Source organism: Bradyrhizobium ingae (assembly GCF_055791185.1).
On sequence record NZ_JBVUBB010000023.1, the window covers coordinates 49967 to 65717 of the forward strand.

The following is a 15751-nucleotide window of genomic DNA, read 5'->3' on the forward strand; positions in this document are numbered from 1 at the left end:
CGAACGGGACCTGCTGCGTCCAAAACATCACCAATTGCGAGCAAGCCCATGGTCAGCCCCAAGCATGTCTGCGTGATCGGCGCCGGCGTCTCCGGCCTCGCCACCGCTAAAGCCTTCTCCACCCGCGGCCACAAGGTCACCATCGTCGAGCGCAGCGCCGACCTCGGCGGCGTCTGGGAGCCGGCACGCTCCTATCCGGAGGTACAGACGCAAAGTCCGAAGGATCTCTATCGCTACACCGACCGCGCCATGCCGGAGGCCTATCCGGAATGGCCGACGGGACCGCAGGTGCACGCCTATCTCAACGACTACGCGAAAAGTTTCGGCCTCGAGCGCATGTTGCGCCTCAACACCAAGGTTGCGGGCATGGAGCGACGCGACGACGGCAAGCCCGGCTGGACGCTCGCGCTGTCGGACAAGGCCGGTGCGACGTCGAAGGAGGACTTCGATTTCGTTGCCGTCTGCACCGGTCAGTTCAACGAGCCACGCGAGCTGAGCTGTCCCGGCGAAGAGACCTTCAAGGCGCAGGGCGGCCAGATCCTGCATTCCTCCAAGTACAACGACTCTTCGATCGCCAAGGGCCGTCGCGTCGTCGTGCTCGGCGGCTCGAAATCGGCGACCGACATCGCGGTGAACGCTGTGAAAGCTGGCGCGCGCGAGGTCACGATCGTATTTCGCGAGCCGGTCTGGCGCATCCCCTATTTCATCGGCGGGCTCGTCAACTTCAAGCGCATCCTCTACATCCGCGCCCAGGAACAGATGTTTCCAGGCTGGGGCGCGAGCGCGCTGGCGCGCCTGGCGCATCGCATCACGGCGCCGCTGGTATGGGCGAACTGGCGCGGGCTGGAGAGCCTGCTCAAGGCGCAGCTCAAGCTCAAGCAATGCAGGATGGTGCCGAAGGAGCGTATCGAGGACGGCGTCAACTGCTCGGTGCCGATCGCAACTCCGGGCTTTTACCCGATGGTCGCCGACGGCCGCATCAAGGCGGTGTTCGGCACGTTCGATCACTACGAGGGCAACACAATCGTGATGAGCGGCGGCGAGCGCGTCGAGGCCGACGTCGCCGTACTCGCGATCGGCTACAAGCTCGGCGTGCCATTCCTGCCTGCGGCCTATCAGTCAAAACTGGTCGACGCCGATGGCCAGTACCGGCTCTATCGCCTGATCGCCAACCCCGATCTGCCGGACATGGGCTTTGTCGGCTTCAACTCGTCGTTCTGCACGGTGCTCTGCGCAGACCTCGCCGCCAACTGGCTCGTGCGCTACGCCGATGGGCAGCTCGCAAACCAACCCACGGCGCAAACGATGCGCGACAACATCGAGATGATGCTGCACTTCAAGCGCGTCGAGCGTCCGGCAGCCGGGGTCTATGGCGGCCTCTGCGTCGCGCCCTACCACTATCGGCATTTCGACGAGCTGATCGCCGACATCGGCGCGAAGGAGCAGAAGCGAGGGGGCCTCGCGGAGCGCTTCCTACCGCCCGATGCGGATGCCTATGCGAGATATCTGGCCTCGGCGCCGGACTATCGCGCGGCGGCGTGAGCCACGTCGGATTTCGGCAGCACGGTCTCCAGATCGGAGTAGATCACGTCGGCCGTACGCTGATAGTGCCGTTGCAGCAGCGCGACGGCCTCGTCCGTTTTCCGGTCGAGCACCGCCTGAAGGATCTGCGCATGCTCCGTGCCCACCTTGCGGACCGGATAGGCCTTTGCGATCGACATCATGCGGTAGCGGTAGAGCCGGTCGGCGAGCTGTTCGCAGAAGCCGAGCAGCGGGCGCGAGCCGCATAGCCCGATCAGCGTCGCGTGGAAGGCGCGGTGCGCCTTCTCCCAATCCGGATTGTCCTCGAATTTTTCGGGATCCAGCGAGCGCGGCGTGCGGTCGAGCCGGTGATGCGTGACCAGAAGGGATTCCTCCCAGGCCTGGGTCGCGCTCTGCATGGACTCGCGAAGTGCGAGGCCCTCGACCCAGCAGCGCGTCTTGGTCAGCTCCTGAAGCTCATCCTTGCTGACCGGCTTCACATAGAAGCCGCGCTGCTCCATGCCGACGACGAACTCCTCCGTGGTCAGGCGGTTGAGCGCCTCGCGGAGCGGGGTTTGCCCGACATTGTAGTGCTCCATCAGGAAGCGCGACTGGAGCTTGCGCCCGGGCGCGAGACGCGTGGTCAGAATGTCCGCCTTGAGACGGGCATAGATGCTCGTTGCCAGCGTCGCCGGCTGCTCCATCTTCTGGCTCGACAGGTCAGAGCTCATGAGAGGCCCACTGATTCACCGGCGTTTTTTGTACATCAGCGCTTAAGGACACGATAATTTATAAATTTTCTCTTTACGACCGTTTTTATATAGATTATCGATGCACCAAGAACAACAGGTTTCGTAGCGATCCGGCGTTCTCGGACAGCCTGAACCTTTGACGAGGAAGCCCGATGTCTGATTTTCCGGTGGCGGCCTTGCGCAGCGTCGAGATCACGACGCCTCGCCTGAGTGCCTCGGCCGATTTTTACACCAAGGTCTGGGGGCTCGATTTCGCCGCGGAAGCCGACGGCACGATCTATCTCGCCGCCACTGGTGCGGACTTCCACGTTCTCGAACTGACACAAGGCGAGCGCGCAGCGCTCCGCAAGGTCAGCTTTCGCGCACGCTCGCGCGAGGACCTCGATCGCCTGTTCGCGTGCGCACGCGAATCTGCCTGCGAGATCATCACGCCACCCGGCCCGTCACTTGCGCCATCGGGCGGCGAGCATTTCGTGATCCGCGAGCCGCAGGGCTGCTGCATCGAGTTCGTCCATGGCGATCGCACCAAAACGGCGCGCGTCGTCGCTGACCGGCCCGAGCGCCTCGCGCATGTCAACATCAACAGCGCCGATATCGAAGGGCTCTCGAGCTTCTATCAGCAGGTTCTCGGCTTTCGCCTGACGGACCGCTCGAAGCTGATGGCGTTCCTGTGCTGCAACAGCGATCACCACGCCGTCGTCCTTGCAGAAGCAAAGGTCAACGGCCTCAACCACGTCGCCTTCCTGATGCCGGACCTGGAGTCGGTGATGCGCGGGTCCGGCCGCATGGTCGATCACGGTTTTCCGATTGGCTGGGGCGTCGGCCGGCATGGCCCCGGCGACAACGTGTTCGCCTATTTCGTCGATCCGACCGGTGTCGTCATCGAATACACCGCCGAGGTTTTGCAGGTCGACGACAGCTATCGTGCCAAGGGACCGACCGAATGGGTCTGGCCGCCCGGGCGCACGGATCAATGGGGCATCGCGCCACCCAAGAGCGACACCTGCAAGACGGCTCAGCTCTCCGTGCTGTTCGATGCGGGCCCGCGCGCATGACGATGTCTCCAGCCACCACCGACTACGATGTGCTCGTCGTCGGCTTTGGGCCGACCGGCGCGGTTGCGGCCGGCCTGCTCGGCCACCTCGGCCATCGCACGCTCGTCATCGATCGCCTCACCGGCATCTACGACAAGCCGCGCGCGATCGCGCTCGATCACGAGATCTTTCGTCACTTCGACAATATGGGCGTTGCGGAGGCGATCGCGCCTTACGTCGAACCCTTCACCGCGTCCGAGCACTTTGGCGCCGACGGCCAGTTGATCCGGCGCATCGACATGGTCGCAAAGCCCTACCCGCTCGGCTACACGCCGAGCATGGTGTTCAGCCAGCCGCCGGTCGAGGCCGAGCTGCGCCGTCACGCCTTGAGCTTCCCTTGCGTGCGAGCCGAGCTCGGTGTCGAGCTGGTCGATCTCGTTCAACGGCCCGATTGCGTCGAAGCTAAGCTGAAAGACGCCGACGGACAATCGCGAACGGTGACCGCGCGCTATGTCCTGGGCTGCGATGGCGCATCGAGCACGGTGCGGCAGATCGCGCAGCTTCCGCTCGAAGATCTGATCTTCGACGAACCGTGGCTCGTCGTCGACGTGCGCGTCAATCAGGGCGCTGTCGCAAAGCTGCCGCAAAACTCCGCGCAGTTCTGCAATCCGGCGCGACCCGTGAGCTTCCTGATCGGCCCGAAGAATCATCGCCGCTGGGAGATCATGCTGCTGCCGGGCGAGGACCCGCGGCTGATGGAGCAGCCGGAGAACGTCTGGACGCTGCTCTCGCCCTGGCTCAGGCCTGAAGACGGCGAGCTGTGGCGCGCTGCCTCCTATCGCTTCCACGCGCTCGTCGCAGCCAACTGGCGCAACGGCCGCATTCTCATCGCGGGCGATGCCGCGCATCAGCAGCCGCCTTTCATCGGCCAGGGCATGTGCCAGGGCCTGCGCGATGCGACCAACACCGTCTGGAAGCTCGACCGCGTGCTCAAGGGCACCTCGCCCGAAGCACTGCTCGACAGCTACACGGCGGAGCGCAAGCAGCACGTCATCGAGCTGACCAGCAAGATCAAGGCGATCGGCCAGTCGATCTGCGAACGCGATCCGGCGGCCGCGCGCCGGCGCGACGCGCAAATCTTGGCTGACGGCGGCGGCAAACCGCTCGCGCTGACGCGGCAGGAGATCATCCCGCCGCTGCGCGCAGGCTTTCTGTCGAAGCAGGACGGCGCGGCGCGCGGCAGCCTGTTTCCGCAGCCGAGGATCGCGAGCGAAGGCGCTTCCCGCCTGCTCGATAAGGTCACAGGTCCCGGCTTGCGCGTGTTCATCGATGGCCGCCGCAGCGACGCGTCCTTGCTCGCCTCACTGTGCGCTGCACATCCCGATCTGCCCGCAACGGCCATCGCTCCGGCCGGCGCCGGCAAACCGGATACGTTGGAAGAGACCGACGGCGTGCTCGCCGGCTGGTTCGACCGTCACGGCATCGTGGCCGCAATCGTGCGGCCCGACCACTACGTGTTCGGCACCGCGCGCAGCGCCTCCGAGCTCGACCACCTCTTGCACGACATCAGCTCGCGCCTGCACGGCAATCACAATCCGGACTTAAGAATGGAGAAGACAGCATGAAACTCGCAACCGTTGCGATCGACGGACGGACGACCTGGGGCGTCGTCGAGGGTGACAACTTTTTCGATGTCGGCGCGGTGCTCGCGTCACGCTATGGCGATCTCCGGGCGGCCCTCGCAGGTGCCCTCGCCGGCGTTGCGGATGCCAAGTCGAAGGCGGCTGCCACGCCGCTTGCGCAGCTCATCTGGCTGCCCGTCGTACCCAATCCGGACAAGATCCTTTGTGTCGGCCTGAACTACGAGACGCATCGCAAGGAAACCGGCCGCGCCGAAGTCGAGCACCCCACGATCTTCTCGCGCTACGCCAACAGCCAGACCGGGCATCTCAAGCCGATCATCCGGCCGCGCGTCTCGACCGACCTCGACTTCGAGGGCGAGCTTGCGGTCATCATCGGCAAGGCCGGGCGCTACATCTCCCGCAGCGAAGCAATGGGCCATGTCGCCGGCTATGCCTGCTACAACGACGGCAGCATCCGCGACTTCCAGCGCCACACCCATCAGTTCACGCCGGGCAAGAATTTTCCGGACACCGGCGCGTTCGGCCCGTGGATGATGACGCCGGACGAGCTCGGCGAACTTGCCGAGCTGAAGCTCACCACCCGCCTCAACGGACAGGTCGTGCAGGAGGCGCAGATCAAGCACATGATCTTCGATATTCCGCGCCAGATCGAATATTGCTCGACCTTCACGCGGCTCGAGCCCGGCGACGTCATCGTCAGCGGCACGCCGGGCGGCGTCGGCGCGAAGCGCACTCCGCCGCTGTGGATGAAGCCCGGCGACGTCGTCGAGGTCGAGGTCGAGAAGCTCGCCGTGCTGCGCAACCCGATCGTCGACGAGGCGCAGTGAGCGATCCGCTCATTGGAAGCTGCCTGCAACGGCCGCGGCGAAGCCCAGGCGGCTTCGGCCGCGCGCCGGCACGCTCCTGACGTCAAAACACGCAAACAAGACAGAGGGCAACGTCATGACCAACAGTGCAGATGTCATGGTCGGGGTAACGGGACAGACCGATGCAGCGCCGATCACGCCCGCGTACCGCAAGCTCGTGGTCGCGTCCTCGCTCGGATCGGTGATCGAGCACTACGACTTCTTCATCTATGCCTTCACCGCGCCGGTCGTGTTCGACCGCTTCTTCTTCCCGAAAATGGATTCCACCGCGAGCATGCTGGCGGTGTACGCGACATTCGCGGTCGGCTTCGTGGCGCGACCGCTCGGTGGCATGGTGTTCGGCCATTATGGCGACAGGCTCGGGCGCAAGGCGATGCTGACGATCACCTTCGTGCTGATGGGCATCGCGAGCTTCTTGATCGGCTGCCTGCCGAGCTATGACGCGATCGGACTGCTCGCACCAATCGCGCTGGTCGCCTTGCGCTTCGTCCAGGGCTTTGCCTTCGGCGGCGAATACATGAACGCCGTGTCGCTGACGCTGGAGAATGCACCCTCGGCAAGGCGCGGCTTCTTCGCCTCCTTTGTCAACGCCTCCGGCCCGATCGGCGTGATCCTGGCATCCGGCTTCATTGCCCTGCTCGGCTTCGTCTCGACCCCGCAGGACTTTGCGCAATGGGTCTGGCGCGCGCCCTTCGTGCTGAGCCTCGTGCTGGTGGTGCTCGGCACTTACATCCGCCTCCAGGTCGACGAGTCCACGCTATTCAGGGCGATCGAAGCGAAGGTCGCGCGGCCGAAGGCGCCGCTGCTCGATGTGCTGCGGTCGTGGAAAAAATCAGTGCTGTTCGGCTGCCTCGCCAACATGGTCCACAGCACGTTCCAGTACATGAGCACGGTGTTCGTGCTCGGCTATGCCGTGAAGACGCTCGGCATGGCGCAGTCCAACGTCACCTTCGGCACCATGGTCGCCAACGTGCTGGAGATGTGCATGGTGCCGGTGATCGCGAGCTTTTCGGACCGCTTCGGCCGGCGCCCATTCATGGCACTTGGCATCCTGCTCGCCGCGGCGTGGTACCCGATCTACTTCCAGCTTGTCGCGACCAAGGATCCGACGCTGCTGATCATGGGCCTCGTCGTCTCCATCGGCATTATTCACGCGCTGATGTTCGCGCCTGAAGCCGCCTTCACGGCCGAGCTGTTTCCGACTGAAGTCCGCGTCAGCGGCTCCTCGCTCGGCAAGCAGCTCGGCATCATCCTCGGCGGCGGCATTGCACCGCTGGTCGGCACAGCGCTGATGGGAGGAGCGGGCGGCAGCTTCACGCCGGTGATCCTCTATTTCGAGGCGATTGCGGTCTGCGCCTTCATCGGCATCCTTCTGGCGCCGGAGAGTTCAAAACGCGCCCTGTAGCCTCGACGCGCGGCGGCCGGGAAAGTCCGGCCGCCGGCCGCAATTTTGGATTGTCCCGGTGCAAGGTGGGTGCGAGATTGGGAGCACCGAACGGGATAATCTGAATTGTGACCACGATGGGTCTCTCGGCGCTTGATCTCGGGCTTCGCGGTGCGGCGAGCGGCGTGTTCCTCTTGATGGTGCTCGTGCTGCTGCGTCTGCGGCCCTTCAACAAGCACATCCTGCTTGGCATCGCCATGTCGGCCGGCGGCGCGGCCTTCGCGATCGCGACCGCACCGTTCATCCCGAAATCCTCGCTCTGGTGGACGCTGTCGATCCTGTCCGGGCAACCCGTCGTCATCTGGCTGTGGGCACGGATCACATTCGAGGACGATTTCGTCCCCCTGCCCTGGCATGCTGCAATGTGGCTTGTCATGGTCGGTTTCAGCTTTGCGGTCAGCCTCACCTGGACGAGCTATCCGGCGATCGCGCACCGCGGCGCCGATGTGCTGGCGGTGGTCGTCGTCCTGCTGATGCTGTCCGCCGCCGTTCATATGGTGAAGACCTGGCGTGCCGACCTGGTCGCCCGGCGACGCCGATTGCGCACCGTGGCACTCGTCATCAACCTCGTCTTCGTCGTCCTCATCGCCGCAACAGGCCTGCCGCCTCCGCCCGTCACCGGCGGCGGCATATCCGGCAGTCTTGCCACAGCGGCCGGCTTGTTCATGCTGGCGATGCTCGGGGGTTTCGGTCTGTTCGGTGCCCAGACCACCGCGACTCCGCATGATGCGACCGCGGCTATTGCCTCGCCCAATGCGGACAGCGAGGTCGCGGCCACCCCGAACGGGGGTGATCGCGCATCGATCGCCCCGGCGCTGCTGCGCCGTCTCGAAAGCCTGATGACCGTCGAGCGTGTCTACCGGCAGGAAGGGCTCTCGATCGGCCGGCTGGCGGCGATGCTCGATCTGCCCGAATACCGGCTCCGGGAAGCGATCAACGAGGGGCTGGGCTATCGCAACTTCAACGCCTTCCTCAACAGCTACCGGATTGAGGATGCCAAGGCGGCGCTGTCGGACACAAGCCAGCGCGACGTCCCGGTCCTGACCATCGCCATGGACGCCGGCTTCCAATCGATCGGTCCTTTCAATCGTGCCTTCAAGGTCGCAACCGGCATGACGCCCACCGAATTCCGGCGCGACGCCCTGGCGCGCGCGCAGGCGCCAGAGGTCGAAAGCGAGACGAATCGCAAAATCGGCCAATCGTCCCAAGGATTCGGCTAGCCGAATTGTGGATCGGGCGAGAGCGGATCCTCGCCGTCAGGCAGGCTCACCGACGTCGTCCCTCCTGTTCCCGAGGCCATCATGTCCAACCCGACCGCTCCCGCCGCGGAACGTCTCCACGCCCTCGACGCCGTCAGAGGCTTTGCGCTTCTGCTCGGCATCGTCCTCCACGCAACGCTCTCCTTCGTCCCGGCGCCGACACGGTTCTGGGTGATCCAGGACATCCAGCCCAGCATGACTCTGGCACTGCTGTTCTTCGTCATCCACGTGTTCCGGATGACGACATTCTTCGTCATGGCCGGCTTTTTCGCCCATATGAGCTTCCATCGCCGCGGGCCGCTCGACTTCATGACTGACCGGCTCCAGCGGATCGGGCTGCCGCTCCTCGTCGGCTGGCCGATTATTTTCGCCGCGATGGCAACCGTCACGATCTGGGCCAGCACCTTCCCGCATGGTGGACCGGTGTCCGGCAGTCCCTGGCCGCCGGCGCTGCCCAAATTTCCCCTCGCCCATTTCTGGTTTCTCTACGTGCTGCTGGAGCTCTATGCCGCCACCCTGCTGATGCGCTGTGGCGTCGCCTGGCTGGACCGGACCGGCCAGCTTCGGGCCGGCATCGACCACCTGATCGCCGGCCTCATGCGAAGCCGGCTCGCGCCAGCTGTTCTCGCCGTGCCGATCGGCGTGGCTTTCAGCCTCGATCCGACCTGGGTGGGCTGGTTCGGTGTCCGCACGCCGGATCAGTCCTTCGTGACCAATGCGCAGGCGCTGATCGGCTTCGGCGTCGCGTTCGGGTTCGGCTGGCTGCTGCATCGCCGGATCGATCTGCTCGGCATCTTGAGGACGCGCTGGCTCTCCAATCTCGTCGCGGCCATCATTCTGATCGCAATCAGCTTCGTCCTGACGCTCGTGCTCTCCGTACCGGCCGCGCGGGCCTTGCCGGTCAGCGTCGGAACGATCAGGCTCGCCAGCGCCATCGCTTACGCGCCTGCGATCTGGACGACGACCTTTGCCAGCATCGGAATTGCGCTGCGGTTTCTATCCGGCTTCAGCCCGGCGCGGCGCTATCTCGCCGATGCTTCCTATTGGCTCTATCTCATCCATATGCCGATCGTCATGGCGCTCCAGGTCTTGGTCTCCCAGCTCGAGTGGGCATGGCCGTTCAAATTCGCGGCCATTCTCCTGGTCGCCATTCCCGTGATGCTGGCGAGCTACCAATGGATGGTGCGCTACACCTTCATCGGCACGGTGCTGAACGGCCGCCGCTTGCGGCGCGAGCAACCGCTCGCCATCGTCGCCGCAGGTCCCGCCGCGCCGTGAGGCCGCGAGCTCAGCGCTCCAGCTGATAGCCGTCGGTCAGTGCCTTGAGGAAGGCGATGATGTCGGCCTCGTCCTGCGCCGTCATCGCCGGCGTATCGCCGAGGTGGCGATCGAACGGCGGATCGCTGACGTCGACATTGGCGTGAAATTTTTCAGAACGCGGTGACGGTGTTGCCGTGGAAATGGCCCTTCACCTGGCGTTAGTACCGAAAGCGCCGACGGCGCCGGCTGTGCCGCGCCCGGTATATTTCGGAAACAGATCAGCATTGCCATTGTCATAGGCCTGCTGTTCCGGCGTGTAGGCGTGGTTCTGTGACTGGGCGCGTTCGTTCGACGGATGCCCTATTCGGTCCGGATCGGCGCGCCCTTCAGGCCGTTGGCGTCATAGGCCTTGCGCAAGGTGCCATTGGTGAGCGCATCGGTCATGAACCTGGTGACGAACGCCAGTGCCTGCGAATGGCCGAGCGGCACGGCGACCGCCGTGATCGTCTTCTTGAAAGTCTCCTCCAGCACCCGCGCGCCGGGAATCTTTTGCGCCATCTTGTTGAGCTGGTCGCGCGACAGCGCGAAGGCGTCGATGTCGCCGTTCTTCAGCCGCTCGAAGATCTCGTCATAGGTCTGATAGCCCGTCACCTTCGCGGCCTTTAGATGCGCGACCGCGCCGCGCATCGTGGTCGTGGCGTTGACGGCGGCGACCTTGATGCCGGGCTGGTCGAGCGTTGCAAAACTGGTCACACCCGATCCTGCCTTGACGATATAGGTCGCATCCGCGACCTCATAGATCGGGCCGAACGCCATCTTGGTCTCGCGCTCGGGATCCTTTGGCAGGAAAGTGACGTCCCAGCTTCGCTTCGCCGCCGTATCGGTGATCTGGCCGGAATTGTCGTACACGACATATTCGACTGATACGCCGAGCTCGGCCGCCATCGCCTTGCCGAGGTCGACGGGCACGCCGGCGAAACCTGCGTCCGTCCTGGTCGACCAGAACGCGCCGCCGGCCGGGCTGATCGCTATGGCGACGCGCAATTTGCCGGTCGGGGCAATTTCAGCCCCGAGGTCCTCCGCCATCACCGGCACCGCCATCATCGCGGCGAGCGCGAGGCCGGCACAGGCCGTGCCAGATCGAGATCGGCATGTCATTGGTCTCCCCCGTCCGCTCGTCCGTCGTCCACGGTACTTCGAAATTGTGATCGATGATGTACCCGGTGAAAAACGGATTTGTTGGAATCGCAGACAAAACTGTCACATGCCGTGCCGCTCTTCGCACTGCAAGACCATCGCGCCGCCATGGCTATGGTGTTCCACGGCCCCCCGTTTGTTGCTATCAAATTACAAGGCGACCTGCCGCAGGCATACAACAGACGGGGAACACCGCAATGACGCGCGCGAATCTCGCTTGTCCCGCACGGCACGATCAACGGCCTGGACAGTTCGGGCGGCTCATCACCGCGATGACCGCCATCGTCGCACTTGCCGGCTGCGATCAGAAGAACGTCTATGCGCCACCACCTCCGCCTAAGGTTGACGTCGCAATACCCGTGCAGCGGGGGGTGACGCGCTATGTCGAGGCCACAGGCAACACCGCGCCGATCAAGAGCGTCGACCTCGTGGCACGTGTGCAGGGCTTTCTGCAGACGATCGATTACCAGGACGGCACCTTCGTCAAGCAGGGCACCCAGCTCTTTACGATCGAGCCGGAGACCTACAAGCTCAAGCTCGAGCAGGCGCAGGCGGCCGAAGTCGGCGCCCAGGCAACCGTCAAACAAGCGGAAGCCGATTTCAAGCGGCAGACCGAGCTCGTGCAGCGCCAGGCGGTCTCGCAATCAACCCTCGATACATCGACCTCAACGCGCGACAACGCCCAGGCCAGTCTCCAGCAGGCCCAGGTCAACACAAGGCTCGCCGAGGTCAATTACGGCTACACCAAGGTCAGCGCACCGTTCGACGGCATCGTCAGCGCGCACTTGGTCTCGATCGGCGAACTCGTCGGCGTCTCCTCCCCGACACAGCTCGCGACCATCGTCGCGCTGGACCCGATCTGGGTGAACTTCACGGTCAACGAGCAGGACGTCCTGCGCATCCGTGCCGAGGCGCTGCGGCGCGGAATGACCGTCGCCGACATCAAGCAGTTGCCGGTCGAGGTCGGCCTCCAGACCGAGACCGGCTATCCGCACGAGGGCCACCTCGATTATGTCTCGCCCACCCTCAATTCCTCGACCGGCACGCTCGCGGTGCGCGGCCTCGTGCCCAACGACAAGCGCGTGTTGCTGCCCGGCTATTTCGTCCGCGTTCGCGTGCCTTTCGACCAGGACAAGAACGCGCTCCTCGTCCCCGACACCGCGCTCGGCAGCGACCAGGGCGGCCGCTATCTGCTGGTCGTTGGCAGCGATAATACGGTCGAGCAGCGCAAGGTGCAGATCGGTCAGGTCGACAACGGCCTTCGCGTGATCGAAAGCGGCCTGAAGCCGGACGACCGTGTCGTGATCGCAGGGCTGCTGCGGGTGATCCCGGGCCAGAAGATCGATCCGCAACTCACGAAGATCGAGCAACCGCAGGCCTCTGCCAAGTAGGAGCCGCCGGCCATGATCTCAAAATTCTTCATCGAGCGGCCGGTCCTCTCGAACGTCATCGCGCTCCTGATGATCCTGATCGGCGGCGTCGCACTGTTCAACCTCGCGATCGCGCAATATCCGGACGTGGTGCCGCCGACCGTGCAGGTCACCACGCGCTATCCCGGCGCCAGCGCGAAAACCGTGATCGATACGGTGGCGCTGCCGATCGAGCAGCAGGTCAATGGCGTCGAGGACATGCTCTACATGCAGTCCTACAGCGGCTCGGACGGCACCTATACGCTCACCGTGACCTTCAAGATCGGCGTCGACCTGAACTTCGCGCAGGTGCTGGTGCAGAACCGTGTCTCCAGCGCGTTGTCGCAATTGCCGCAATCAGTGCAGAACCAGGGCGTCACCGTGCAGAAGCGATCGACCTCGATCCTGCTGTTCGTCACCCTGACCTCGCCGGATTCCCGGTTCGACAGCCTCTACTTGAGCAACTACGCCACCATCAACATCCGCGACGAGCTTTCCCGCCTGCCCGGCGTCGGCAACGTCACGGTGTTCGGCGCCGGCCAGTATTCGATGCGGGTGTGGCTCGATCCCAACAAGCTGCTCGCCCGCGATCTCGTGCCGCAGGACGTCATCAATGCGATCCAGCAACAGAGCCAGCAGGTCTCGGCCGGCCAGGTCGGCGCCCCGCCGACACCGCCGGGTCAGGCGTTCCAGTACACCCTCAACGTCAATGGCCGGCTCGACGACTCCACCCAGTTCGAGAACATCATCGTCAAGACGGGTACCAGCGGCGACGTGACGCGCGTGCGCGATGTCGGCTGGGTCGAGCTGGGAGCACAGACCTACAGCCAGATCTTCTCGCTCAACAAGCAGCCCGCCACCGGCATCGGCGTGTTCCAGTCGCCCGGCGCCAACGCGCTTCAGGTCGAGCAGGCCGTCGAGAAGAAGATGGCGGAGCTCGCAAAAGCCTTTCCGCAGGGCATCAAATACGACACGCCGTTCGATACCACCAAATTCGTGCAGGCCTCGGTGCACGAGGTCTACATGACCCTGATCGAGGCCGGCCTCCTGGTGCTGGTCGTGATCCTGGTGTTCCTCCAGGACTGGCGCGCGATGCTGGTGCCGGCGACGACCGTGCCGGTAACCATCATCGGAGCGTTCGCCGCGATGGCCGCGCTCGGCTTCACCATCAACATGTCGACGCTGTTTGCGATCGTGCTCGCGATCGGCATCGTGGTCGACGATGCGATCGTCGTGGTGGAAGGCGCCGCGCACAACATCGAGCAGGGCATGAACGGGCACGACGCCGCGATCCGGGCGATGGACCAGCTGTTCGCGCCGATCGTCGGCATTACGCTCGTGCTGATCTCGGTGTTCCTCCCGGCATCGTTCCTCGCGGGGCTCACCGGGCGAATCTATTCGCAATTCGCGCTGGTGATCGCCGCGACCGCGCTCCTGAGCGCCATCAACGCGGCGACGCTGAAACCGACGCAGTGCGCGCTATGGCTGCGACCGACGGTGCTGCCCGAGCAGCGCAACTTCTTCTACCGGGGCTTCAACGCCGTCTATAACCGCGTCGAGCGAGCCTATATCCGGCTGATCGGAGCCCTCGTCAGGAATGCCACGGTCTCGGTCGCGATTGCCTTGGTTCTGATCGGCATCGGCGGCTACGGCCTGTCGCGAGTGCCGACCGGCTTCCTCCCGATCGAGGACCAGGGCTATCTGATCGCCGCCGTTCAACTGCCCGACGGCGCCTCGCTGGAGCGCACGCAGACGGTGCTCGACAAGGCGAGCGAGTTGATCAGGACGACGCCGGGCGTCGAGCAGGTCATCACCATCGCCGGCATCTCCGCGCTCGACAACAGCGCGAGTCTTGCCAATGCCGGCGTCGCCTACATCATCCTGAAGGACTGGGGTGCGCGCGGCAAAGGCGAGGATCTCCGCTCGCTGGTGTATGGCCTGAACGACAAGCTCGCGACCGTCATGGAGGCGCGCGCACTGGTGCTGCCACCACCGCCGATCCAGGGCATCGGCAACGCGGCCGGCTTCTCGATGCAGGTCGAGCTGCGCGACGGCAACAGCGATTTTGCGAAGCTTCAGGCGATCACGACCGCGATGGTCAACAACGCCCAGAGCCAGAGCGCGCTGCAGCGCGTCTCCTCCTCGTTCCGCTCGGCGGTTCCGCAATTCAACGTCGAGATCGATCGCATCAAGACCCAGACGCTGCACGTGACGACGGACCAGGTGTTCTCGGCGCTGTCGACCTATCTCGGCTCGTCCTACGTCAACCAGTTCAACAAGTTCGGACGCGTATTCCAGGTCTACACGCAGGCCGACCCCGCGTTCCGCGTCACCGAGCGCGACATCGCCAACATGCAGGTGCGCAACTCGAACGGCGACATGATCCCGATCGGCACCGTCGCGAAGATCACGCCGGCCACGGGCCCGTCGCTGATCAGCCTCTACAATCTCTATCCCTCCTCGACCATCGTCGGCCTGCCGGCGCAGGGCTATTCGTCCGGTGAGTCCCTGCAATTGATGGAGGAGATCGCCGACAAGACGCTGCCGCCCGGCACCGGCTTCGAGTGGACAGCTATGTCCTATCAGGAGAAGGCTGTCTCCAACCAGATCTACTGGGTGTTCGGCCTTGCCATGTTGCTGGTCTATCTCGTGCTCGCCGGCCAGTATGAGAGCTGGTACGCGCCGATCTCGGTGATCCTGGCCGTGCCGTTGTCGCTGATCGGACCGATGCTGATCCTCAATGGCCTCAACATCGACAACAATCTCTATTGCCAGATCGGCCTGATCCTGCTGATCGCGCTGTCGGCGAAGAACGCCATCCTGATCGTCGAGGTCGGGCTGGAGCTGCACCTTCGCGACGGCAAACCATTGCTGGAATCCGCAATCGAAGCAGCGCGCGCCCGCTTCCGCCCGATCCTGATGACGTCGTTTGCCTTCATCCTCGGCGTCGTGCCGCTGGTGCTCGCAACCGGCGCCGGCGCCAGCGCCCGCAAGTCGATCGGCGTCACGGTGTTCTCGGGCATGCTGGCCTCGACCTGCCTAGCGGTGCTGTTCGTGCCGGCTTTCTTCGTGGTGGTGCAGCGCTTCGAGAACTGGCGCGCGTCGAAGAAGACGGCGAAGACGGCGCAGCCGGCCGTGGAGGCGAAATCCTAGGCGCTCCCTCTCCACGAAAGCGGGAGAAACAAAAAGTCGAAACCAACCCCATGCACAAGTAGCCGGCGACGCAAATGCGACTGACTTCGTATTTTACGAAGTACCGTTGACGCGCCGGCAAATCAGGGACGTTCTGCCATCATCACGTCGCATGGGGGGTGACCGGCACTACTCGATGCGATGTTCCCGCTAACGCGGCCACCGCTCGACGTC

At 64.3% G+C, this 15751-nt stretch carries 11 protein-coding genes; 9 read left to right on the forward strand and 2 right to left on the reverse strand.

From position 1 onward, the window contains the following. Nucleotides 1-48: 48 nt before the first annotated feature. The gene (locus ACV1FX_RS27550) at nt 49-1542 is read left to right on the forward strand and encodes a flavin-containing monooxygenase (RefSeq protein ID WP_473120709.1); all 1494 of its coding nucleotides are present in this window, start codon (nt 49-51) and stop codon (nt 1540-1542) included. On the opposite strand, the gene ACV1FX_RS27555 is transcribed toward ACV1FX_RS27550, so the two are convergent. Then, nucleotides 1524-2252, reverse strand: a complete 729-nt coding sequence (locus ACV1FX_RS27555; RefSeq protein WP_473120710.1) for a GntR family transcriptional regulator — start codon at nt 2250-2252, stop codon at nt 1524-1526. The genes ACV1FX_RS27550 and ACV1FX_RS27555 overlap by 19 nt on opposite strands. A 173-nt stretch (nt 2253-2425) precedes the next feature. Between ACV1FX_RS27555 and ACV1FX_RS27560 the strand changes: the two genes are divergently transcribed. From ACV1FX_RS27560 to ACV1FX_RS27585, 6 genes are all read left to right on the forward strand, one after another. After that, a complete protein-coding gene (locus ACV1FX_RS27560; protein WP_473120711.1) occupies nt 2426-3328 on the forward strand; it encodes a VOC family protein in 903 nt (300 codons plus the stop codon). Beyond that, on the forward strand, nt 3325-4932 hold the full coding sequence (locus tag ACV1FX_RS27565; protein ID WP_473120712.1) for a bifunctional 3-(3-hydroxy-phenyl)propionate/3-hydroxycinnamic acid hydroxylase: 1608 nt from the start codon (nt 3325-3327) through the stop codon (nt 4930-4932). The genes ACV1FX_RS27560 and ACV1FX_RS27565 overlap by 4 nt, the downstream gene beginning before the upstream one ends. Beyond that, nucleotides 4929-5777 (forward strand): fumarylacetoacetate hydrolase family protein, encoded by an 849-nt coding sequence (locus ACV1FX_RS27570; RefSeq protein WP_473120713.1) that lies wholly within the window; start codon nt 4929-4931, stop codon nt 5775-5777. Before ACV1FX_RS27565 ends, ACV1FX_RS27570 begins: the two co-directional genes overlap by 4 nt. A 115-nt stretch (nt 5778-5892) precedes the next feature. Next, a complete protein-coding gene (locus tag ACV1FX_RS27575; protein WP_473120714.1) occupies nt 5893-7221 on the forward strand; it encodes an MFS transporter in 1329 nt (442 codons plus the stop codon). A gap of 116 nt (nt 7222-7337) precedes the next feature. Then, nucleotides 7338-8480, forward strand: a complete 1143-nt coding sequence (locus ACV1FX_RS27580; RefSeq protein ID WP_473120764.1) for a helix-turn-helix domain-containing protein — start codon at nt 7338-7340, stop codon at nt 8478-8480. A gap of 81 nt (nt 8481-8561) precedes the next feature. Continuing rightward, nucleotides 8562-9797, forward strand: a complete 1236-nt coding sequence (locus tag ACV1FX_RS27585; RefSeq protein ID WP_473120715.1) for an acyltransferase family protein — start codon at nt 8562-8564, stop codon at nt 9795-9797. Nucleotides 9798-10139: 342 nt separating this feature from the next. On the opposite strand, the gene ACV1FX_RS27590 is transcribed toward ACV1FX_RS27585, so the two are convergent. After that, nucleotides 10140-10937: a transporter substrate-binding domain-containing protein gene (locus ACV1FX_RS27590; protein WP_473120716.1), complete on the reverse strand. Its 798-nt coding sequence runs from the start codon at nt 10935-10937 to the stop codon at nt 10140-10142. 236 nt (nt 10938-11173) lie between these two features. Here ACV1FX_RS27590 and ACV1FX_RS27595 point away from each other — a divergent pair, with 236 nt between their 5' ends. Together ACV1FX_RS27595 and ACV1FX_RS27600 are read left to right on the forward strand one after the other, a co-directional pair. Further along, nucleotides 11174-12367, forward strand: a complete 1194-nt coding sequence (locus tag ACV1FX_RS27595) for an efflux RND transporter periplasmic adaptor subunit (RefSeq protein ID WP_473120717.1) — start codon at nt 11174-11176, stop codon at nt 12365-12367. A gap of 12 nt (nt 12368-12379) precedes the next feature. Then, nucleotides 12380-15538 (forward strand): efflux RND transporter permease subunit, encoded by a 3159-nt coding sequence (locus ACV1FX_RS27600; protein WP_473120718.1) that lies wholly within the window; start codon nt 12380-12382, stop codon nt 15536-15538. Nucleotides 15539-15751: the final 213 nt, after the last annotated feature.